The organism is Thalassobacillus sp. C254, from assembly GCF_001310615.1.
On record NZ_BAXQ01000016.1, the window covers coordinates 55,263 to 77,371 of the forward strand.

General features: G+C 43.0%; 17 protein-coding genes, 1 other RNA gene and 5 pseudogenes. All 23 read left to right on the plus strand.

The features are described from left to right. Positions 1–145 precede the first annotated feature (145 nt). The 23 genes and pseudogenes from JCM19033_RS14705 (at position 146) to JCM19033_RS14805 (ending at position 22,093) form a co-directional block, all read left to right on the plus strand. On the plus strand, positions 146–427 hold the full coding sequence (locus JCM19033_RS14705; RefSeq protein WP_054636838.1) for an amphi-Trp domain-containing protein: 282 nt from the start codon (positions 146–148) through the stop codon (positions 425–427). Positions 428–737: 310 nt separating this feature from the next. Then, entirely contained in the window at positions 738–2,090 is a 1,353-nt protein-coding gene (gene rpoN / locus JCM19033_RS14710; protein WP_157049903.1) for an RNA polymerase factor sigma-54, read from the plus strand. A gap of 299 nt (positions 2,091–2,389) precedes the next feature. Then, the gene (locus JCM19033_RS14715) at positions 2,390–3,454 is read left to right on the plus strand and encodes a sugar-binding transcriptional regulator (protein WP_054636839.1); all 1,065 of its coding nucleotides are present in this window, start codon (positions 2,390–2,392) and stop codon (positions 3,452–3,454) included. An 84-nt stretch (positions 3,455–3,538) separates the two neighbouring features. Continuing rightward, a complete protein-coding gene (gap, locus tag JCM19033_RS14720) occupies positions 3,539–4,543 on the plus strand; it encodes a type I glyceraldehyde-3-phosphate dehydrogenase (protein ID WP_054636840.1) in 1,005 nt (334 codons plus the stop codon). Between the two features lie 210 nt (positions 4,544–4,753). Beyond that, the gene (locus JCM19033_RS14725) at positions 4,754–4,984 is read left to right on the plus strand and encodes a hypothetical protein (RefSeq protein WP_054636841.1); all 231 of its coding nucleotides are present in this window, start codon (positions 4,754–4,756) and stop codon (positions 4,982–4,984) included. Continuing rightward, positions 4,981–6,164 (plus strand): annotated as a pseudogene (gene pgk, locus JCM19033_RS14730) (phosphoglycerate kinase). The gene JCM19033_RS14725 and the pseudogene pgk overlap by 4 nt, the downstream one beginning before the upstream one ends. 151 nt (positions 6,165–6,315) lie before the next feature. Beyond that, positions 6,316–7,072, plus strand: a pseudogene (tpiA, locus tag JCM19033_RS14735) (triose-phosphate isomerase). Further along, positions 7,069–8,603 (plus strand): annotated as a pseudogene (gene gpmI / locus JCM19033_RS14740) (2,3-bisphosphoglycerate-independent phosphoglycerate mutase). Before tpiA ends, gpmI begins: the two co-directional pseudogenes overlap by 4 nt. Positions 8,604–8,818: 215 nt before the next feature. Next, positions 8,819–10,102, plus strand: coding sequence for a phosphopyruvate hydratase (gene eno, locus JCM19033_RS14745; RefSeq protein ID WP_054636842.1), 1,284 nt, complete (start codon positions 8,819–8,821; stop codon positions 10,100–10,102). Between the two features lie 145 nt (positions 10,103–10,247). Next, positions 10,248–10,478 carry a preprotein translocase subunit SecG gene (secG, locus tag JCM19033_RS14750; protein WP_054636843.1) on the plus strand — a complete coding sequence of 77 codons (231 nt, stop codon included), beginning with the start codon at positions 10,248–10,250 and terminating at the stop codon, positions 10,476–10,478. 227 nt (positions 10,479–10,705) lie between these two features. Beyond that, a complete protein-coding gene (locus JCM19033_RS26045; protein WP_269758245.1) occupies positions 10,706–11,119 on the plus strand; it encodes a carboxylesterase in 414 nt (137 codons plus the stop codon). A gap of 28 nt (positions 11,120–11,147) precedes the next feature. Further along, the gene (locus tag JCM19033_RS26050) at positions 11,148–11,429 is read left to right on the plus strand and encodes a carboxylesterase (protein ID WP_269758246.1); all 282 of its coding nucleotides are present in this window, start codon (positions 11,148–11,150) and stop codon (positions 11,427–11,429) included. Then, positions 11,426–12,181 carry a carboxylesterase gene (locus JCM19033_RS14760; protein WP_054636844.1) on the plus strand — a complete coding sequence of 252 codons (756 nt, stop codon included), beginning with the start codon at positions 11,426–11,428 and terminating at the stop codon, positions 12,179–12,181. The genes JCM19033_RS26050 and JCM19033_RS14760 overlap by 4 nt, the downstream gene beginning before the upstream one ends. Before the next feature lie 59 nt (positions 12,182–12,240). After that, positions 12,241–14,532 (plus strand): ribonuclease R, encoded by a 2,292-nt coding sequence (rnr, locus tag JCM19033_RS14765; protein ID WP_054636860.1) that lies wholly within the window; start codon positions 12,241–12,243, stop codon positions 14,530–14,532. Positions 14,533–14,731: 199 nt separating this feature from the next. Next, a complete protein-coding gene (gene smpB, locus JCM19033_RS14770; RefSeq protein WP_054636845.1) occupies positions 14,732–15,211 on the plus strand; it encodes an SsrA-binding protein SmpB in 480 nt (159 codons plus the stop codon). A 378-nt stretch (positions 15,212–15,589) separates the two neighbouring features. After that, positions 15,590–15,954: a transfer-messenger RNA gene (gene ssrA, locus JCM19033_RS22440) on the plus strand. 356 nt (positions 15,955–16,310) lie between these two features. Further along, a complete protein-coding gene (locus JCM19033_RS14780; protein WP_054636847.1) occupies positions 16,311–17,270 on the plus strand; it encodes a nuclease-related domain-containing protein in 960 nt (319 codons plus the stop codon). 66 nt (positions 17,271–17,336) lie between these two features. Further along, positions 17,337–17,546: a hypothetical protein gene (locus JCM19033_RS24340; protein WP_198153529.1), complete on the plus strand. Its 210-nt coding sequence runs from the start codon at positions 17,337–17,339 to the stop codon at positions 17,544–17,546. Between the two features lie 313 nt (positions 17,547–17,859). Beyond that, positions 17,860–18,238 (plus strand): annotated as a pseudogene (locus JCM19033_RS14785) (DUF2294 domain-containing protein). Between the two features lie 223 nt (positions 18,239–18,461). Next, positions 18,462–19,470: pseudogene (locus JCM19033_RS14790) on the plus strand (sodium-dependent bicarbonate transport family permease). A 178-nt stretch (positions 19,471–19,648) separates the two neighbouring features. Further along, entirely contained in the window at positions 19,649–19,837 is a 189-nt protein-coding gene (locus tag JCM19033_RS14795) for a hypothetical protein (protein ID WP_054636848.1), read from the plus strand. 151 nt (positions 19,838–19,988) lie between these two features. Continuing rightward, positions 19,989–20,693 carry a response regulator transcription factor gene (locus JCM19033_RS14800; protein WP_054636849.1) on the plus strand — a complete coding sequence of 235 codons (705 nt, stop codon included), beginning with the start codon at positions 19,989–19,991 and terminating at the stop codon, positions 20,691–20,693. Continuing rightward, positions 20,690–22,093 carry a HAMP domain-containing sensor histidine kinase gene (locus JCM19033_RS14805; RefSeq protein ID WP_054636850.1) on the plus strand — a complete coding sequence of 468 codons (1,404 nt, stop codon included), beginning with the start codon at positions 20,690–20,692 and terminating at the stop codon, positions 22,091–22,093. The genes JCM19033_RS14800 and JCM19033_RS14805 overlap by 4 nt, the downstream gene beginning before the upstream one ends. Positions 22,094–22,109: the final 16 nt, after the last annotated feature.

Genomic DNA, 22,109 nt, shown 5'->3' on the forward strand with positions numbered 1-22,109 from the left:
CCTTCCACCATCATAACCGTTTTTTTTACCCTTCAAACTACCTCGTGCTCTCGCCTTTCCCGTGCAAATCCTTTATAATATAATTGAAAGCGCTTTAATTTTGATTTTAATATTCTTTTACTAGTTCTATGGGGGGGGTTGCATCATGTTCGGACAAGAACGGCTGGAGAAACAATTGTTGTTTAAGCACAAGGAAAAACAAAGCCTGGAGGAAGCTGCTCGTTTTTTTGAGAATGTGGCAGCGAAGCTTCGGGAAAATGGAGAATGTTCCTTTATTCAAGACGATGAAGAAGTTTCCTTACGCCCGGCTAAAAATGTGACCTACGAAATAGAATATACTCAAAAAGGGAAAAAGCATTCCTTTGAGTTTGAACTAGAGTGGATAGAAGGAGATGACAGCGAGGATCCGAAACTCCGCATCCGTTAGCAGCTGAAAGTAATAGGAATAAGCCGGCAGGGAAAAAGGCGCGTACTTTTTCCCTGTTCTTCTTTGTTTAAAGAGTAAAGGTTGAAAGGTTGTAAAGGGAAGCGGCTCTTTTTAAAAAAGATTGTCAGAAACAGAAGAAAAAAGATATTATTTAAAAGCTATTTCAATTCATAACATAATAAAGTATTATAGAAGAGGAATTAATTTTAATTTTTCGACAATTATCCAGGAAATACAGACAAACTCGTTCACATAGTATTAATTTAGGAAAGCGCTTTCATTTAAGTGCTTAGAAGGGAGGAGCTATTCTATGAACTTAGAAATGGGCTTGTTCCAACAGCAGACAATGAAGCTTATGATGACGCAGGAATTAAGGCAGGCTATATCACTGCTGCAATACTCTACGATGGAGCTGTCTGAGTATTTAGAAGAACAGGCATTAGATAACCCCCTCATCGATTTGATGGAAGCAAAAGAGAAAGAACAGCCCAATTTGGAAATGCCTGTCCTCTGGCAGGATGACCATGAAGAGTACCATGAGAAAGAAGAGCGGGAATACACTTCCCCCTTTGATAGAATTCCCGAATCAGCAAATAAGCTGTCTGATTATGTGCAGGAAGAAATCAGATTGATGCCGTTGAGCGGTCAAAAGGAGAAACTGCTGAATTACTTAGCCAGAAACATAGGAGAAGACGGCTATCTAAAAGCAACCTTTGAAGAGGCAGCTGAAGCGTTTTCTGTTACCGAAGAAGAATATGAAGAAGGTGTAATGCTCCTGCAATCACTGGAACCGGCAGGAATAGGTGCGAGGTCACTAAAAGAATGTCTCTTAATACAGCTTCAAAGGCTGGAGCCAAGACATAAACTGGCTGAAACCCTTGTTGAGCACTATCTCGAAAAGTTAGCTGAAAGGAAATGGAAGGATATTTCTAAGGAAACGCTCGTTTCCCTTGAGGAAATCCAGGAGGTTTATGATTTTATTCAAAAGCTGGAGCCGCGTCCAGGAGCTAATTTCGGAGGGGAGCACCCCGGCCATATCGTCCCTGATGTATTCATTGAAAAAAGAAGCGGCGGAGAATATATGGTTATTTTAAATGATGACGGGCTTCCTCGTATCAGATTAAATAAGCATTACCGTCACCTTCTTGAAGGCAAAAGCAAGGACGAAGCTTCAGACTATGCCATGAGAAAATATAAACAGCTGATGTGGCTTTTAAAAAGCATTGATCAGCGTCAGCAGTCGCTGCGCAGTATAAGTGAAGCAATCCTTTCTTATCAACAGGACTTTTTTGAAAAAGGGCCTTCCTATCTAAAGCCGATGACGCTGCGTGATGTCGCAGAAATGGCTGAAGTCCATGAATCTACAGTATCACGGACAACCACTAATAAGTACATGCAGACTCCTCACGGACTGTTTGAGTTAAAATACTTTTTCACTTCTAAAATTGAAAATGGGAGTGGGGAAGAGACGTCTGCTTTTGTGATTAAATCATTTATCCGTGAAATGGTCGAAAGGGAAGACAAGAAAAAGCCTCTATCTGACCAGAAAATGGTCGATGCCCTTAAGAGTGAGAAGGGAATTACCATATCAAGAAGAGCAGTGGCGAAATATAGAGATGAACTTAACATCCTGTCTTCCTCCAAAAGGAAACGATATGCATAGAGCTGGCTGAGAAAAGGCCGGCTTTTTTTGTTTGTTGAATTGTTGAACAGGCTGGACGTTTGCTCCTGCGGAGCTGGATAACTCTTCACATTATCTTCAGGAAAACATATGATATAATACCTTTTTATACCCATCTATGTTTATTATTTTTATATAGGGGCATAATAAGCTTGAAAGTTTTTTTAAAAAGCCGAGTTTGTTTTGTTGCACATGGCTGGGAATATTGATAGGGTGAAATGGAAGGAAAGTCCTTTTTTTATTAACTAAGTGGGACTAAATTTGTCTATGTGGGACTTTAAATGACCCATAGGCCATCAGGTGATAAAAATGAGAGAACTTGTGGAGCTGCAAAAAAGCTGCAGCCTGACGTGTTAGACGTAATGGGACAGCGTTTCCGCATCCTTCAGTATGTGCGTTTAATGCAGCCCGTCGGACGGAGGACGCTTGCTGCCAGCCTGGAGCTGTCTGAACGTGTACTTCGCGGCGAGGTTACTTTCTTAAAGGAACAGGGCCTGCTTTCTGTGACAGCCGCGGGCATGACGCTGACAGAAGAAGGGCACACTCTTTTAGAAGGTTTAGAAGAGATGATAAAAGAGGCCTTTGGACTGGCTTCTTTAGAAGAGCAGGTATCTACGATCCTCTCCGTGCCTAAAGTAATTGTAGTGTCAGGGAATAGTGACCGGCATTCCTGGGTAAAGAAGGAAATGGGCAGAGCATGCATTCAACAAATGAAGGCTCATCTTACACCAGATGATGTCGTAGCCGTAGCAGGAGGAACGACTTTGGCTTCGGTGGCAGAAATGATGACGCCTGATCCCCGTCTTACATCTGTTACATTTGTTCCAGCGAGAGGCGGATTAGGTGAAAAGGTCGAGATTCAGTCAAGCACAATAAGCTCAGTCATGGGCATGAAAGCCGAAGCAAATTACCGACTTCTTCATGTGCCTGACCAATTGAGTGAGGAAGCGCATGACAGCCTGGCTCATGAACCAGAGATTAAAGAGTTACTGGCTCTTATTCGTTCAGCTCGTGTCGTGTTACATGGTATCGGGGAAGGAAAAACGATGGCCCAAAGAAGAAAGGCCAAGCCTGGTATCATGAAGGAATTAGAAAAGAAAGAAGCAGTGGCTGAGGCATTTGGCTATTATTTCGATCGAAATGGCAATATTGTTCATAAGGAAAGAACGATTGGACTTCAGCTCGATGATTTAAATACTAACCAGAAAGTCATTAGTATTGCAGGCGGGGCTTCTAAAGGTGAAGCAATTTGGGCATATATGAGATATAGGCCAAGCGACATTTTGATTACAGATGAAAGTGCCGCCCAGCTGTCATTGATCATGAGCCGCCAAAGTAATTGGTAAAAACACTGTGTTTTCTTACATTTGCAGAGAGAGAAAACCAGGTTATATATTAAAGCTTTACTTTATTAAGGGAGGAATTTACAAATGGCAACTAAAGTAGGAATTAATGGTTTTGGACGAATTGGACGTCTAGTATTTCGTGCATCTTTAAATAACGACGAGATCGAAGTGGTAGCAATTAATGACCTTACAGATGCAAATATGCTTGCCCATCTTCTTAAATACGACTCTGTACATGGCAGACTCGAAGAAAAAGTAGAAGTGAACGGAGATAACCTGGTTGTTGGCGGGAAAGAAATCCGTGTTACGGCAGAAAGAGATCCTGCACAAATCGGCTGGGGAGACCTTGGTGTTGAGTACGTTGTAGAATCCACTGGGCGTTTTGTTGCTCGTGACGACGCTGCCAAGCACTTGGAAGCAGGAGCGAAAAAGGTTGTTATCTCTGCACCAGGTAAAGATGTGGACGGAACATTTGTTATGGGAGTTAACGAACAAGATTATGACGCTTCTACTCACGATGTTATCTCAAATGCTTCTTGCACAACAAACTGCATTGCGCCTTTCGTAAAAGTACTAAACGACAAGTTTGGCATTAAGCGGGGAATGATGACAACCGTTCACTCCTATACAAATGATCAGCAAATCCTTGATCTTCCCCATAAGGATTATCGCCGCGCCCGTGCAGCAGCAGAAAACATCATTCCAACTTCTACTGGTGCAGCAAAAGCGGTTGCTCTTGTTCTTCCTGAGCTTGAAGGTAAGCTAAATGGCGGAGCGATGCGCGTGCCAACGCCAAACGTTTCCCTTGTTGACCTTGTAGCTGAGCTGGACAAGAACGTAACAGCAGATGAACTAAACGAAGCATTTAAAGAAGCTGCAGAAGGAAACTTAAATGGAATCCTTGGATACAGTGAAGAGCCTCTTGTATCCAGCGATTACAACGGTGACAGCCACTCTTCCACAGTAGATGCTCTTTCTACCATGGTAATGGAAGATAACATGGTAAAAGTTATTTCCTGGTACGACAATGAGTATGGCTATTCAAACCGTGTAGTTGACCTTGTTGCTTACATGGCTAAACAACAATAATAAATTGCAGGTAGCGAAAGAGGGGGAGAAGAATTAGGTTTCTGCTTCCCCTTTTCCCTGCGTAAAAGAAAGCTTTATATGCCTTCTTATAGAGAAAAGCAGCAGGCCGGGAACATCTTTTCCTGCACTACTGGAAAAGAAGAGGTTAGGCAGGTACAAGCCTTGTGAACCCAGACAGGCGATCCTTTTGCCGAAAGGAAGGGAAAAAGCTTGAGAACAGCCGCCGCTCCCGGTCTGCAAAAAACTGATCAAAAGCTCAAAACGCGCCTTTTACAGAGCAAAAAAGAAGAAATTTGGGAACCTTTGACGATAAGGGCAAAGGTAAGTTTTGTTTCTGGCATTTATGTGGTATCTTCAATCATGTGGCAATATGCAATAACAGGAAAAAAAGAATGCCCGATTTATTATTTACTTCTGCCGGAAGAGGAGGATGAGCGATGAACAAAAAGTCAATTCGTGATATTGATGTAAAAGGAAAAACAGTATTTTGCCGTGTTGATTTAAATGTGCCGATGAATGAGGGACTCGTCACTGATGACACTCGGATCCGTGCTGTCTTGCCTACCTTGAATACTTAACAGAAAGAGGGGCAAAAGTGATCCTGGGAAGCCATTTGGGCCGCCCGAAAGGCGAAGTGGTCGAAGAACTCCGCCTGGGACCTGTTGCTGCCCGTCTTTCCGAGCTCACTCAAAGAAATGTCCAGAAGGTCGATGAAGTGTATGGAGACCGAGTAAAACAAGCTGTATCCCAAATGATTGACGGTGAAGTGCTGCTCCTTGAAAATCTTCGTTTTGAACCAGGGGAAGAAAAAAACGATGAGGAGCTGGCGAAAAAGTTAGCCGAGCCTGCAGATGTGTATGTAAACGACGCCTTTGGAGCTGCTCATAGAGCACATGCTTCTACAGAAGGGGTCGCTCATCACCTTCCAGCAGTAGCGGGACTCCTTATGGAAAAAGAGCTTCAGGTGCTTGGTCAGGCTCTTTCAGAGCCAGACCGTCCGTTTACTGCCATTATCGGCGGAGCTAAAGTAAAAGATAAAATAGGTGTAATTGACAATCTTCTTGATAAAGTAGATAACCTGATTATTGGCGGTGGTCTTGCTTATACGTTTGTGAAAGCCCAGGGCCATGAAATCGGAAATTCCCTTCTTGAAGAAGATAAAATTGACCTTGCCAGGGACTTTATGAAAAAAGCAGAAGACAAAGGTGTTAATTTTTACATGCCTGAAGATGTTGTTGTAGCCGATGACTTTGCAGAAGACGCGAATACCGAGGTTGTCAGTATCGACAGTATCCCATCTGACTGGGAAGCTCTGGATATCGGGTCAAAGACGATTGAAAAGTACAAAGGTGTTATTCAGGACTCCAAGCTAGCCATCTGGAATGGCCCTATGGGAGTGTTTGAGTTTGCGGCGTTTGCAAGTGGGACAAGGAGTGTAGCTGAAGCTCTCGCTGAGTCCTCTGAAACGTATTCTGTAATCGGCGGCGGCGATTCTGCGGCAGCTGTAGAAAAGTTTGAACTGGCAGATAGAATGAGCCACATCTCAACGGGTGGTGGCGCATCCCTGGAGTTTATGGAAGGCAAAGATCTTCCTGGCGTTGTAGCGTTAAATGATAAGTAGACAGCACTCCTGAGGGGTCAGGTGTCCTGAAGGCGGAACAGGAAAAGGAGAATGTTTCTGGGTGCTTACCGTTTTTTCTTCTGATCCGCACCTTTAGGAAGGGATCTCAGCCAAAGGAAGCTGTAAACGATAATTTTTGCGGGGTGAAATCGTGAGAAAACCGATTATTGCAGGAAACTGGAAAATGAATAAGACTCACGGAGAAGCGGTCTCTTTTATTGAAGAGGTAAAGAACCAGGTTCCTTCTAAAGAAGAAGTAGAATCTGTCGTGTGTGCTCCTGCGTTGTTTCTTAAAGACATGAATGATAAAGCCAAAGGCAGCGAAGTAGCTGTAGGTGCTCAAAACATGCACTTTGAAGAGAATGGTGCTTTTACAGGGGAAATCAGCCCGGCAGCTCTTGCTGACTGGAAATACCTTATGTTATTATCGGCCATTCTGAACGCGTGATATGTTCAATGAAACAGACGAATCCGTAAATAAAAAGCTTCATGCTGCATTTGCTCATGGTATCACACCAATTATGTGCTGCGGTGAAACAGATGAAGAACGTGAAGCGGGGAAGACAGAAGAGGTTGTAACGGCTCAGGTTGAAAAAGGATTTGAAGGGCTTTCTGAAGACCAGGCAATGAAAGTAGTCATTGCATACGAGCCGATCTGGGCGATTGGAACAGGGAAATCCTCCTCAGCAGAGGATGCAAATGAAACGTGCGGAATTATCCGCCGCTATCTTTTGGATATGTACGGTCAAGAAGTAGCTGAAGCTGTCCGTATTCAGTATGGCGGAAGCGTGAAGCCTGAAAACATTGAAGGTTATATGGCTCAAGAACACATTGACGGAGCCCTTGTCGGCGGTGGAAGCCTGAAAACAGATTCCTTTGTGAAGCTGGTGGAGGCTGGAAAGCAATGAGCAAGTCACCAGTAGCATTAATTATTCTAGATGGATACGGCATGCGTGAAGAGAGCTTCGGTAATGCTGTTGCCCAAGCCGACACTCCTAATTTTGACCGCTACTGGAGCCAATTTCCCCATACAACATTAGAGGCAAAAGGGGAAGCTGTCGGGCTCCCTGAAGGACAAATGGGGAATTCAGAGGTAGGACACCTGAATATTGGGGCCGGCCGCCCTGTCTACCAAAGCTTGTCTCTTATTAACAGAGGAATTAAGGATCGCAGCTTTTACGAAAATGAAACATTTCTCGGTGCGATTGAGAATGCAAAAAAGAATAACAGCCAGCTTCATATTTTTGGGCTGCTTTCTGATGGAGGAGTGCATGGCCATTACGACCATTTAATTGCTCTTCTTGATCTTGCCAAGGAGCATAATGTAGATAAGGTGTTTGTTCACGCCTTTCTTGATGGCCGGGATGTGGAACAAAAAGCGCGAAAACCTACCTCATCCAGCTTCAGGCGAAGATGAATGAGAGAAGCTCGGGACGCCTGGCTTCTCTTCACGGGCGCTATTATGCGATGGATCGGGACCGCCGCTGGGAGCGGGTTGAAAAAACATACCGTGCCCTTGTCTACGGAGAAGGCCCGACCCATGGTGATGCTCTAAAGGTCGTTGATGATTCCTATGAAAACGAAGTATGGGATGAGTTTCTTATTCCAACGGTACTCACTGAAGAAGACGGTTCGCCGATTGCGACGGTAAAGGATAAGGACAGTGTGATTTTTATGAATTTCCGTCCGGACCGCGCAACTCAGCTCTCACAGGTCTTTACCAGCGAGGAGTTTGAAGGGTTTGATCGTGGTGAAAAATTCCCAGAAGACATTCACTTTGTAACGATGACCCAATATAGTGATTCTCTTAAAAACTGCAAAGTGGCTTATCCTCCTCAGGAGCTTAAGAATACTCTTGGTGAAGTAGTTTCAAAAGCAGGGCTGAAACAGCTTCGCATTGCAGAAACAGAGAAATACCCTCACGTCACTTTTTTCTTCAGCGGAGGACAAGAGGATGAATTTGAAAATGAAAAACGTATTTTAATTGATTCACCAAAGGTTCCAACATATGACTTGCAGCCGGAAATGAGCGCCTACGAAGTCACCGATGCCCTTCTTGAGGAAATTAAGAATGACAAGCATGACGTGATCATCCTGAACTTTGCCAATCCTGATATGGTTGGCCATTCAGGGATGCTGGAGCCTACAATTAAAGCAGTTGAGGCAGTGGACGAATGTCTGGGGAAAATCGTTGATCTGATTATTGAAAAGGGCGGGTCTGCGGTAATTACGGCTGACCATGGGAATGCTGATGAAGTGCTGACAAAGACTGGAGAAGCAATGACAGCCCATACCACACGTCCTGTGCCTGTTATTGTGACGAAGGAAGGTCTTGAGCTTCGTGACGGAGGGATTCTTGCCGATCTCTCACCGACGATTCTCAAGTTGTTAAATATAGAACAGCCTTCAGACATGACAGGGAAATCACTGATTAAATAAACGTTTGTTTACCTCAGGTGTGCGCAGCCTAAGAGAAAATAACTGGTATCACAGCAGGAAAAAGAGCTCCTGGCAGCAAACTAGAATAGAAAGCTTCATTAAGCTTGAATGAAAACAAATGAATGAAAAGCAGGAGAAGAAAGAGTCTTTCAAGGGCCCGAAGGATTTTACTCTTCCTTTGCTAAAAATGGAAACAGATAAAGGAGTGTTTAATGATGAGTATGATAACTGATATTTATGCACGTGAAGTACTGGATTCCCGAGGAAACCCAACTGTTGAAGTTGAAGTTTACACAGAAAACGGAGCCATGGGGCGCGCTCTTGTACCAAGTGGAGCTTCCACTGGAGAGCATGAAGCGGTAGAACTTCGCGATGGCGGAGAGCGTTATATGGGTAAAGGTGTTACGCAAGCTGTAGACAATGTAAATGAGCAAATTGCTCCAGAATTGCTTGGTGCTGAAGTAACAGATCAAACAGGTATTGATGAGCTTTTAATCGAACTTGATGGCACAGAAAACAAAGGGAACCTCGGTGCGAATGCAATCCTCGGTGTTTCCATGGCTGCAGCTCATGCTGCTGCTAATGATCTTGGTGTGCCGTTATATGAGTACCTTGGAGGCTTTAACTCTAAAACACTCCCTGTCCCAATGATGAACATCCTCAATGGAGGAGAGCACGCTGATAACAATGTTGATATTCAAGAGTTTATGGTTATGCCTGTAGGGGCGCAAGACTTCCCTGAAGCCGTTCGGATCGGTGCAGAAATTTTCCATAACCTTAAGAAAGTCCTACAAGGCAAAGGATTAAACACGGCAGTAGGTGATGAAGGCGGATTTGCTCCTAACCTTGGGTCAAATGAAGAAGCACTTCAAACGATTGTGGAAGCCATTGAAAAAGCAGGCTACAAACCAGGTGAAGAGGTTGCTCTTGCTATGGATGCTGCAGCATCTGAAATGTACGAAGACGGCAAGTATAACCTTAAAGGTGAGGGTGTCGTTAAATCAGTAGATGAAATGATTGACTTCTACAAAGACCTTGTAGAAAAATACCCTATCATCTCCATTGAGGACGGCCTTGATGAAAACGACTGGGAAGGCTGGAAGAAGCTTACGGATGCACTAGGTGATAAAGTACAATTAGTTGGTGATGATTTATTTGTGACCAACACATCCAAGCTTTCACAAGGAATTGAGCAAGGTGTAGGGAACTCTATCCTTATTAAAGTGAATCAGATTGGAACACTTACCGAGACTTTTGATGCCATTGAAATGGCTAAGAGAGCAGGCTACACAGCAGTCATTTCCCACCGCTCCGGTGAAACAGAAGATGCAACCATTGCAGACATCGCTGTTGCTACCAATGCGGGACAAATTAAAACAGGAGCCCCATCACGCAGCGACCGTGTTGCGAAATACAACCAGCTCCTTCGTATTGATGACGAGCTTGGCCCCACAGCTGTTTACCCAGCGCAAAAAGCGTTCTATAACTTGAGCAAGTAAGACTTTAAAAAAATGCAAGCCTTCCTTAGGACGGGGGAGGGCTTGTTTTTTTGTCGGTTTAGAGAAAGAAAGCGAGGCTGCATTGTCATATGGGACGTGTTGTGATAAATTTATAGAAGCGTAATCCTATGTGGAGGTGTCCTGTTTGGAAACATTACTTTTTGTTCTTTTGGCCATTGTTTCCATCGCTCTCATAACTGTCGTATTGCTTCAATCCGGACGAAGTGCCGGTTTATCAGGAGCGATTTCCGGTGGTGCCGAACAGTTGATGGGGAAACAAAAAGCTCGCGGTGTAGAGGCTTTCTTAAGCAAAATGACCGTTGTGCTTGCCGTGCTGTTTTTCATATTGACCATATTACTGGCTTACTTCCTGTAAGAAAGGTATAATGACAAAATAGAAGATGAAATTGAGCAGCAGGATGTGCCTGGCTGCTTTTTTTGTGTTTGATTAGAAACCGTAATATTGGGAACCTTTGTAGAGAACCCCAATGTATTCTTATGCTCGGTGCCAGGGAAATATGAAAGAAGGAGACTTGTCTGAATGTGACGTCTTTTTTTCGTAATGACTGGTATTAAAATAGAAAGTGAAGGTAGATGGAGAACATGATTGGGTGTTTATGCCTGCACGGATTTACTGGAGCGCCATGGGAAGTGGAGCCTGTTGTCAAAAAGCTGAAAAAGAATAAAGACTGGCTTATTTATTCTCCTACGCTTCCAGGACACGGTCCTGGAGACGACTTAAAAGGAGCTACATACAAAGCTTGGATTTACGCAGCTGATAAAGCGTGCGCTGAATTATTTAAATACTGTGAAAAAGTCTATGTGATTGGGTTTTCAATGGGGGGGATGCTGGCATGTTATTTGTCCGCCAGGTATCCTGTCGAAAAGGTAGTCTTATTAGGTGCAGCCGCTTATTACGTGAATCCGCCTCAGCTGTTAAAGGACTTTAAAATTGCAGCAGAAGCCAGGCTGAAGGAGCATTCGATAATGAAGACCCTGGTACCAGTTTTACAGTAAGAAAATTCAAGAGACCCCTTTAACAGCGGTGTATGAATTTACAAAAGCTGTAAAAACAGTTCGTCCGTTTGTGAAAGAAATTACGATTCCCTCCTTAATTATGCAGGGGGAGCTTGATGGATTAGTGCCTGTGAAAAGTGCAGAATACTTATTTGAAAACATGGGGTCCCGGGAAAAGCGCCTCTATTTATACAAAGATTCAAGGCATTATTTATGCCATGGTCCTGATAAAAAGCGAGTCTTAGATGACTTAGAACGTTTTTTGAAAAACGAGAACAAACCAAGAATTCAAGGAGGAAATGAGACATGAAAATAGTACCGCCAAAGCCATTTACACTTGAAGGAGGAAAGCGGGCCGTTCTTTTGTTACATGCCTTTACTGGTTCACCAGCAGATGTAAGAATGCTTGCACGCTTTTTGAATAAAAAGGGGTATACATGCCATGCTCCCATGTATAAGGGACATGGTGTTCCACCAGAGGAACTGATGGAAACGTCCTGGGAAGACTGGTGGCAGGATGTTGAAAAAGCTTATGACCATTTGAAAAATGAAGGCTACGAAGAGATTGCTGTCTGCGGCCTGTCGCTGGGCGGGTTGTTTTCCTTAAAAGTAGGGTATACCTTTGATGTGAAAGGGATTGTACCGATGTGTGCTCCGATGACTGTACATGGAAATGTTGACCGCCTGCATGCAGGAGTTCTTCAATACGCCAAAGAGCAGAAAAAACTGGAAAAGAAAAGTGCGGAGCAGGTAGAGCAGGAGATAAAAGAATTTAAAGAGCTTCCATTGGATACACTAGAATCTATAAATGAACTCATTGAGGAGATTAAAGATTCTTTGGATATGGTTTTTGATCCCATGATGGTGGTGCAGGCAAAAAACGATGAAATGGTTGAGCTTAAGAGCGCTGAGATTATTCATGATGAAGCGTCATCTGATCGTAAAGAGTTAAAGTGGTACGAAAACTCTACTCACGTGATTACCTTAGGGCCTGAAAAAGACCAGCTTCACGAGGAAATCTACCAGTTTTTAGAGAACTTAGATTGGGAAGTGGATAAATAAAGAAAGAAAGGAGAGATGACACCTTGGCCCACGAGCAAAAACAGGAAATACTCACATTTATGAAAGAAGATGCAGAAAAGCCGATGTCAGTGGAAGAGATTAAAGAAGCCTTTGACTCGGAAAGCTCCAGTAAGCTTAAGGACATGATGAAATCCTTAAATGAGCTGGAAGAAGAGGGCCTCATCGTCCGGACAAGAAGCAATAGATACGGTGTGCCGGAAAAAATGAATTTAATGCGAGGGAAGGTACAAAGTCACCAAAAAGGGTTTGCTTTTATTCTTCCTGAAGAAAAAGACAGAGATGATGTCTTTGTGCCGCCAAATGAATTAAACGGGGCAATGAACAAGGACCTTGTACTCGTTCGCGTAAATTCCTCCTCCTCGGGTTCCCGGGCGGAAGGAACAGTCGTGCGAATATTAGAAAGAGGAACAACAAAGGTTGTCGGAACCTTTATTGATTCTAAATCTTATGGATTTGTAGAGGTAGACGACAAACATATTACAAATGATATTTTCATTCCAAAAGGCAAGGAGCATGGGGCAGTAGATGGCCACAAAGTTGTGGTGGAAATCACGAAATACCCTGAAGGCAGAATGAGTGCTGAAGGCAGCGTAGTAAATATTCTTGGCCATAAAAATGATCCAGGGATCGATATTCTATCTGTCATTCACAAACATGGCCTTCCTGGTGAATTTCCAGAAGAGGTTACAGACCATGCGAACAGCATTTCCGATCAAATTGACCCGCAGGAGATCGAAGGCCGCCGTGACTTGCGGGATGAAACAATAGTGACCATTGACGGCGCCGATGCAAAGGATCTTGATGATGCTGTTCATGTGAAGAAACTGGACAACGGAAATTACATCCTTGGTGTTCACATCGCTGACGTCAGCTATTATGTGGAGGAAGGCTCTCCGATAGACGAGGAGGCCTTTGAACGAGGCACAAGTGTCTACTTGGTTGACCGGGTGATTCCAATGATTCCCCACCGACTGTCTAATGGGATCTGTAGTTTGAATCCTAAGGTAGACCGTCTTACGTTGTCCTGTGAAATGGAGATCACTCCCCAAGGAGAGGTTGTAAACCATGACATCTTCGAAAGTGTGATCCGTACAAATGAACGGATGACTTATACAGATGTCCGCCTGATTCTTGAGGAAAAGGATGAAGAAACAAGAGAGAAGTATAAGGATCTTGTTCCTTTCTTTGAAAGAATGGAGGATCTTGCAGCCATCCTCCGAAAAAAACGCTTTGACCGAGGAGCAATTGATTTTGATTTCAAAGAGGCAAAAGTGCTTGTGGATGAAGAAGGAAAACCAACAGATGTGGTGCTTCGTGACCGTTCGGTCGCAGAAAAGCTCATCGAAGAATTTATGCTTGCAGCAAACGAGACCATAGCTGAGCATTTCCACTGGATGAAGGTTCCTTTTATGTACCGGATTCACGAAGATCCAGACGAAGAAAAGCTTCAGCACTTTCTCGAGTTTGTCACGAATTTCGGGTACGTGGTAAAAGGAAGTGCAAACTCTGTCCATCCTCGCTCCCTGCAACAGGTGCTTGAGGAAGTTGCCGGTGAACCGGAACAGGCTGTAATCAGCACGGTCATGCTCCGTTCCATGAAGCAGGCAAGATATGATTCTTCTAACGAAGGGCACTTTGGCCTTGCTTCCGATTTCTATACTCATTTTACATCGCCAATCCGGCGGTACCCGGACCTTATCGTGCACAGGCTGATACGCGAGTATCTGGTTAAGAACAAGAATGATCAGACCACCCAGGAAAGCTGGAAGGAAAAGCTTTCAAATATCGCTCAGCACGCCTCTGATATGGAGCGGCGGGCAGTGGATGCTGAACGTGAAGTTGATGACCTGAAAAAGGCTCAGTATATGGAAGATAAAGTCGGCGAAGAATTTAGCGGCATAGTAAGCGGTGCTGCCAACTTCGGACTGTTTGTAGAGCTTGAAAATACAATCGAAGGTATGGTTCATGTCAGCTATATGACTGATGATTATTATCATTTCGATGAAAAACAATATGCAATGATCGGGGAACGGACAGGCAACATTTTCCGGATCGGTGATCAGGTCGAAGTGAGAGTCGTCAAGGTTAATGTAGATGAAGCAGATATTGACTTTGAGATTGTCGGCATGAAGGACAATAAGAAAAGAACCCGCAAGGAACGCCCAAAAGTGATTGAAGGCGGAAAGAGAAACGGAAAACCTTCAGATAAGACAGGTTCTTCAGCGGACAAGCCGAAAAAGGGCCGTTCCAAAGTGAAAATGAAGCAAAAAGGAAACAAGAAATTTTATGAAAATGCTCCGAAAAATAAGCGGAAAAAGAAGAGAAAGTAAATCCGAGTAAAAAGGAAGCAGGCTTGATAGGGGCCTTCTTCCTTTTCGGCTTTTACCCGCTGAATGTTTTTATGGGGAAAGGTTTCACACGGCTAAAGACCGGTTCAGCAGGGAGGAAAGGTGTTTTTCCCGTTTATTGACGCTTTGAATCGGCCTTTGGTAAGATTAGATGATAACAGGAGAGAAGGGTGCATTCGTTATGGCAAAGAAAACAGAAGGACAAACCATTGCTCAAAATCGAAAAGCCCGCCATGATTATACGATTGAAGAAACATATGAAGCGGGAATGGTTCTTCAAGGTACGGAAATTAAGTCAATCAGGGCAGGGAAAGCAAACATTAAAGACAGTTTCGCAAGGGTGGACCGGAACGGCGAGGTGTTCCTGCACAACGCTCACATCAGTCCATACGAGCAGGGAAACCGGTATAACCATGATCCTTTGCGGACAAGAAAGCTTCTTTTGCATAAGAAAGAAATCTCAAAGCTGATCGGTCAGACTCAGCAGCAAGGCTATTCCCTTATTCCTTTGAAGATGTATATAAAAAATGGTGTAGCCAAAGTTTTAATTGGACTGGCAAAAGGGAAAAAGAAATACGACAAACGCCAGAGCTTAAAAGAAAAAGATGCAAAGCGTGAAATGGATAAAGCGATCGGCCGCAAGATGAAAGGGATGGAATAAGGTTTCCTGTTGAGGCAAGGTACTGCCTGGTAATGGGTGTCTGCTCGATAAGAGAAAATTGCGTTGTAAGAGGTAACCGACTGGGAAAGGGTAAGTGCGTGAAAAGATGTAAGTGTCCGATAATGGGCAATTGCCCAGAACCCTCTTGAAGGTTGAGAGAAAATGTGTTATCTTACTTGAGTGGCTGTCGGATCAAATGGACAGCACAGCTTTAGACAATATTTTTTATAAAAAGGGGTTGTATTTCTCTGGGGATTTGCTATAATAGTATATCCAAAGGGAAAACAACAATACAATTTCATAGATTGTTCATATGTTACTCTGTATTCCCCCTTTGAAGTGATGGTCTTGTTTAAGTACAGACATCCTTTCTAAATATGGGACGATACGGATTCGACAGGGATAGGTCGAGCTTGAGTAGCGAGCCGAGTCGGCAACCTCGTTAAACTGCCACGCCAATAATAACTGGCAAATCAGAACAAAACCTCGCAGTAGCTGCGTAAGTAGCTTCATGCGGATCCTCCATTCCATCTCCCGTGTGGAATGCTTAGAGGGTCTCACTCATTAGCGGGATACGCTGTCTGGCCACCGTCTGAGGTCAGCAGAAGAGACTAATCAGACTAGCCTCACGGAAGCCGGTTACTGGGCTGAAGTGCGGGCGAATGATAATACAGTAACTACGCTCGTAGAAGCTGAAGTGCCGATATCTCTGGACGTGGGTTCGACTCCCACCGTCTCCACCATACATAATGTAGGGTGGTTTTTTTATTTTGTCGTCCTTTTTCTGAGTCTTTACCTGCTCGGGGCGGGCGAATTTACAGAGAGCCGGAACCGGAAGGGGGGAGGGCGAAAATTGACGAAAGTTGTCGTTTGGCCCAATTATTCTTAATTTTGACCCAATTATTCTTAATTTTGACCCAATTATTCTTAATTTTGACCTAAATATCTTGAAACATGACCTAAATATCTTGAAACATGACCTAAATAACCAAAAAAGTGACCCAAAAAATTAAATTTTACCCAGATTCACAAATCTACTGCAGGAAATCTCACCGTATAGGTAGAAACAAGTGAACACCACTCGGCAAGGAGGCAAGAAATGATCGTAAAACCCCGTTTGATCCCCCGTTACTTACAGCAATTAGAAGCTCTTCTAAGACGGCTGCCTGAAAATCACCCAAAAAGAGAAGCAATATCCGAAGACCTGGCAAAAAGAAGGGCAGGATACCAAGGTGAAAAAAATATTGACTATCCTTTAAGTTTTTTACCGGAAAAAGAGTACCATATTTTTCATGACCTTAGGCTTTTTGACGGCTCCCACCATTTTCAAATAGATACGTTAATAGTGTCTCCTCGATTTATCCTTATTTTAGAAGTGAAAAACATTACCGGTACCCTCTTTTTTGATTCAGCATTTAACCAACTTATACGTACCAGGGATGGAAAGGAAGAAGCATTTCCCGACCCGCTAATTCAGGTCGAACGCCAAAGTCTTCAATTAAAAAAATGGCTGAAGAACAATAACTATGTGAATATGCCGGTAAGTGAACTGGTTGTTATTGGCTCCCCGCGAACCCTTCTGAAAACTGCCCCCGGTAATCAGTATATTTACAATAAAGTGATTCTCGCTCCCAAACTTCCTCAAGAAATTACGAAACTAGAGAAAACATTCCCCACTAAAGTAATACATTCTAAACGCTTTCTCAAACTTTCTTCCCTCCTCATTGATCACCATTGTCCCTTACATGTAAATGTGCTAAAACGTTATGAAATCACAGACAAAGAGGTCCTTAAAGGAGTGTGCTGCCCACAGTGCAACTATGTTCCAATGACAAGAGCAAGAGGAAAGTGGATGTGCTTTCAATGTTTGCATACCTCCAAGGACTGTTACAAAGAGACATTACACGATTACAGTCTGTTGATAAATTCCACGATTACTAATAAAAAGGCTCGGGAATTTTTGTTAGTTTCTTCCCAGACAGTAATGAAAAGCCTGTTAGCTAATGCAAACCTCTCCCATAGCGGAGCGACGAAAGGAACGCTTTATCATCTGGAATAACATCTTTTCCAACTTGACTTCTTTACTGTCCCTCTGAAACCTTTTTTAAACTTTATCAACGCACGAATGGCCGGGCATATTAGGGTTGAAGCTCACCAGCTCACTGATTTTGGGACTGTGCAAGTGCTTGAAGAAGTACTGACCGGCAGGGAGGACCTGGGTTATTATTTATACAGCACATTAGAAGGTGATACGCTCGTAAGAGGCATAACGCCTATGAGGAGCGGTAATAACGATAGGACCGGGTTTATTATTATACAGTACATTAGAAGGTGATACGTCCGTAAGAGGCATAACACATAAGAGGAGCGGTAATAACGATAGGACCGGGGACGGACCAATGGACATATGTAAACGGGGGCCTGCACTTCCATCTTTTGGTAAAAGTGAAGTGTGCGGAACAGCCCTTTTTTAAAAAGGTATAAAATTTAAATTGACAGATACATATAATTAATAATATAATTCTTTTAACCTCTGATGTTAAAGGGGCTCCATCTTGCTAAGGGGCAAATGAGCAGTCTGTTATAAAAGTATTTATGGCATACTGAAAATTTGTTATCTAAGCTATATTACACGAGTGGAGGAAGCAATGACTTCTCAGCAGCTTCGTAAAAAAGGTATGCTGGAATCCGAAATTAGTAAGGCTTTTACCCAGTGGGAAAAGATACCTAGGACGGGGATCAGTAAAAGTAAAAACGGATATTGTACGAAATATGATTATCGTAGTTGTTAACGGGATTTTAACGCCTGCGGAACAAGAGCTTGCCAAAGACAGACAGGGCATGCTTTCGATTAAGAAGATCAGAGCTGACTTGATTGAAACGGGCAACGCTCAACTGAAACAAATCATCTATGATATAACGGGTGAAAACGTGAAAAGCTTTCATACTGACATCAGCATTCCTCAAGGGGAGCGTGTCATTATCTTTATGCTACATTCAGATCTTCAAGCGAAGGTCCCTTCATAAAATGGGAGATCATTTAAACGCGGAGAATGCGAGTGAATGATAAACCGACATTCATCTAAAAAGGAAGTGGGCAGCCACCCATGCACCCTTTTTACATGGTGTCGGTTTTTTATTGCCTTTATCTGCACCACACTGCTCGAGACACACCGCTTTGAATCGAAAACAATGCGGCTAAAAATTAACGAATAAAAAAATGTAATACATGGAAAGGGTGAAGAAACCGATGGAAATTATCTTACAAAACCTGCTTTCGCCAATTATCTTATTTTTTATCCTGGGCATTGTGGCTTCCTTATTCAAGTCTGATCTTTCGTTTCCCAGCGGGTTAAGTGAAGCACTAAGTATTTATCTATTAATTGCCATTGGGATTAAGGGAGGAATTGAGCTTTCTAATTACTCCTTTCAAACAGTCATCACCCCGCTTGCAGGAACCTTTTTCTAGGGATTTTAACTCCTGTGTTAACCCTTGTGATTCTAAAAGTTTTCTTTAAAATGGATCTTCATAATGCGATTGGTCTTGCAGCCACTTACGGCTCTGTCAGTATTGTAACCTACGGTGCGGCGATTGCTTTCTTAGGAGATTTCGGTGTCAGCTACGAAAGCTTTATGAGTGCTATGGTTGTTGTCATGGAAATTCCCGCGATATTAGTCGCTCTTATCCTATTCGGGATGGCTCAGAGTAAAAAGAAACAGCAGGATATGCCTGTACAAGGTGTTGGAATTGTAGCTCAGTCGCCAATTCCTCTCATTGATAAAAGTATTTTGCGGGAAAGCTTCTTTGGAAAAAGTGTTTTGCTTCTTTTAGGAAGCCTGCTGGTCGGGCTCGTAACTGGAGAAGAGGCTATCCCGATTGTCCAACCGTTATTTATGGATATGTACTACAGCATACTGATTCTTTTCTTGCTTAACATGGGGCTCATTGCCGGAAAGCGATTAAGTGTCATCAAAGAACACGGCATTAAGCTTATCTCACTGGGAATCGTTATTCCTGTAGTATACGGTGTTCTAGGTATTGTTACAGGATACGTGGTTGGTCTGTCTCAAGGAGGAGCAACCTGATGGGAGTGTTAGCCGCTTCTGCTTCCTATATCGCAGCACCGGCGGCTCTTCGGGCGTCTGTGCCGAAGGCTAACCCATCTATTTATTTAGGGCTGGCTCTCGGAATAACCTTCCCCTTTAATTTAATTGTCGGCATACCGCTAATGTACGCTATTTCTCAGTGGTTTTACTAAAAAACTTTCGTACAGCAGTCCGTCCGGCTCCTTTGATGAGCCGGATTTTTTTATTCCATCTTGATGTCTTCATTTTAATTTACTACAATAAAAGCGACCCTTGCAGAATATGTAAGAAACATTTGCAGCTGCATGAACAGGACTGTTTAGGATCAATAAGTATGAAAAGGAGTATAGTATGCAGCTTATCCAAATCATCTTTCCCTTACTAGTCTGTATTGCCGCCCTTGTTGTGACCTTAGGGCTGACAAGAAAAAAAGAGGAAAAATACGATCACCATGAAAGCATGTTTAATATGTCACTCATTTATTTAGCTATTATGCCCGCAGTTATTATTATTGTGGCAGGTGTCTTGATATTTTCGTAAGGAATCCTGATAGGAGCTCACTCGTAACGAGTGAGCTTTCATTATTTCTACAAAAATATCACGCTTCTAAAAATGACAAATACATATTTTCTTCATAACTGGGCTTTATACTATACATAACCGAGAGACCTAACATAGAGGAGAAAATGAAATGAAGGACAAAATATTAATTGTAGATGACGAAAGCGAGATGAGAAAGCTTCTTCACGTTTGTATGTCACAGTCAACCTCCTTCAAGGCAGACAGCGTGGAATCTGGAGAGAAGGCTTTGGAAAAGATTGACGCAAACCATTATGATTTACTCCTTCTTGATATTATGATGCCGGGAATGAGCGGCCTTGAGGTAATTACATATATAAAAGAAAGAAGAAAGAAAGACATTCCTATTATACTCATTTCAGCCTTAGGAGAGACTGATGACGTCGTTAAAGGTCTTAATCTTGGTGCTGACGATTACATTGTGAAACCCTTTGAGCCAAAGGAGCTTCTGGCCCGTGTCTCTTCTGTAATCAGACGAACGGGAAAAAGACTTCAAGAAAACGGTGTTTTTACCATACATGGGTTGGCTATTAACGTGGAAAAAATGAGGGTGGCCTATAAAAATGAAATTATCTCTTTTACTTCAAAAGAGTTCAGCATCCTCAAAAGAATGGCAATGCATCCGGGAAGGGTGTATACGAGAGAGCAGCTGGTAGAGCTGGAGTGGCAGGATTTTTATGAAGGTGAGCCTAGAAATATTGATACACATGTTAAAAATATTCGAGAAAAGCTTAAAAAAGCCGGCTGCTCCACACCGGTCATAAAAACAGTGTGGGGCGTTGGATACCAGGTAGCTGAAGAGGATCGAACAAAATGAAGCTTTCCTATAAGATTGTTTTTATTTTTATGAGTGTGCTCCTTGTAACCATCATAGCTATGGCTGTTCCTTTTTATTACATATCAGAATCCTTTTATAAAAATCACGTCATACAAGAGGTGGAGAACAGGCTTTCAGCGCACAGCAATGTATTTTTGGATCATCCAAGTGAAACCACGGTTCACCACATAGTAGAAATGGAAAATCAGGAAAAGGTTAATTTTATTTTGTATGATGAACAGCTCGAGCCTGTGGCTCAGACAGATAACATTACCCCTCAGCTGAGAGAAGAGTACAGCCGATGGGTAACTGAACATGTGCTGGAAATGGAGGCGGGAACCTTCGAAGGAAGGACAGGTCTCGTAGAAATGGAGGGGCAGGCACATATTGCCCATATTTGGTCTATGTACCCTGTCACGGATGATGAAGGGGTTCTTGGCTATATGTTCATTGACCAAGACACAGGGGAGTTTAATGAGCCAAGAGTAAATTTGTTGATTCTCTTACTTGTTATGTGCTTCTTTGTGTTTATTCTTGGTTTTCTCGCTTTTTTGTTCCTATCCAAGCGTTTGACTCAGCCACTGGTGGAAATGGGAGAAATGACACATCAAATTGCTTCTGGAAAATATAATGTGATTTTGGATACAAAAGGTGAGGGAGAAGTAAAAGATCTGGAAAATGATATTCAGAGCATGGCTGATCAGCTTCAGCGCTACAGCCAGAGCAGACGGGAGTTTTTGTCACATATTTCTCACGATTTGCGAACGCCTATCACGTATATTAAAGCCTATTCATCTATTATGAAAGATGAGACGGGGATTTCAGAGGAATGGAGAGAGTACCTCGAAGTCATTTCTCAGCAGTCTAACCGGCTGGAAGGCCTGGTTCAGGACCTTTTTCAGTTATCGCGCCTGGAAGAAGGAAAGGTTGAGATTGAAAAAGAGATGACCGAGATAAAACCTTGGCTCAGTGAACTATTGATTCAATATAAGAGGACCTTCAATGAAAAGGATATCACGTGTTCATTGAAGGCAGACCATCAAAACATAAAGGTTTCTATTGACCCAAAAAAGTTCCACCAGATCGTTGTTAACTTGCTGGAAAACAGTCTTAGATATACAGAAGCCGGCGGGAAGATTTCTTTTTTACTTTTTGAGAAAGACAAAGGGGTATCACTCGTTATAAGTGATACAGGGAAAGGCATACCTGAAGAAGATCTTCCTTATGTTTGGGATCGTTTTTACCGAGTGGATAAATCCAGGTCTTCAGAAAATGGTGGAAGCGGCCTTGGGCTTGCCATAGTAAAGAAACTTGTTGATCTGCACGGTGGGGAAATTTTGCTAAGCAGCACAAAAGGAAAAGGAACAACATTTACAATTACGTTACCAAAAAAAGGGTAGAATTTTGGAGGAAGCA

Bases quoted from the DNA above. Each gene is read 5' to 3' on its own strand.
- JCM19033_RS14705 (WP_054636838.1), top strand. From the start codon at position 146: ATGTTCGGACAAGAACGGCTGGAGAAACAATTGTTGTTTAAGCACAAG.
- rpoN (WP_157049903.1), top strand. From the start codon at position 738: ATGAACTTAGAAATGGGCTTGTTCCAACAGCAGACAATGAAGCTTATG.
- JCM19033_RS14715 (WP_054636839.1), top strand. From the start codon at position 2,390: ATGACCCATAGGCCATCAGGTGATAAAAATGAGAGAACTTGTGGAGCT.
- gap (WP_054636840.1), top strand. From the start codon at position 3,539: ATGGCAACTAAAGTAGGAATTAATGGTTTTGGACGAATTGGACGTCTA.
- eno (WP_054636842.1), top strand. From the start codon at position 8,819: ATGAGTATGATAACTGATATTTATGCACGTGAAGTACTGGATTCCCGA.
- JCM19033_RS26045 (WP_269758245.1), top strand. From the start codon at position 10,706: ATGATTGGGTGTTTATGCCTGCACGGATTTACTGGAGCGCCATGGGAA.
- JCM19033_RS14760 (WP_054636844.1), top strand. From the start codon at position 11,426: ATGAAAATAGTACCGCCAAAGCCATTTACACTTGAAGGAGGAAAGCGG.
- rnr (WP_054636860.1), top strand. From the start codon at position 12,241: ATGAAAGAAGATGCAGAAAAGCCGATGTCAGTGGAAGAGATTAAAGAA.
- smpB (WP_054636845.1), top strand. From the start codon at position 14,732: ATGGCAAAGAAAACAGAAGGACAAACCATTGCTCAAAATCGAAAAGCC.
- JCM19033_RS14780 (WP_054636847.1), top strand. From the start codon at position 16,311: ATGATCGTAAAACCCCGTTTGATCCCCCGTTACTTACAGCAATTAGAA.
- JCM19033_RS24340 (WP_198153529.1), top strand. From the start codon at position 17,337: ATGGCCGGGCATATTAGGGTTGAAGCTCACCAGCTCACTGATTTTGGG.
- JCM19033_RS14795 (WP_054636848.1), top strand. From the start codon at position 19,649: ATGCAGCTTATCCAAATCATCTTTCCCTTACTAGTCTGTATTGCCGCC.
- JCM19033_RS14800 (WP_054636849.1), top strand. From the start codon at position 19,989: ATGAAGGACAAAATATTAATTGTAGATGACGAAAGCGAGATGAGAAAG.
- JCM19033_RS14805 (WP_054636850.1), top strand. From the start codon at position 20,690: ATGAAGCTTTCCTATAAGATTGTTTTTATTTTTATGAGTGTGCTCCTT.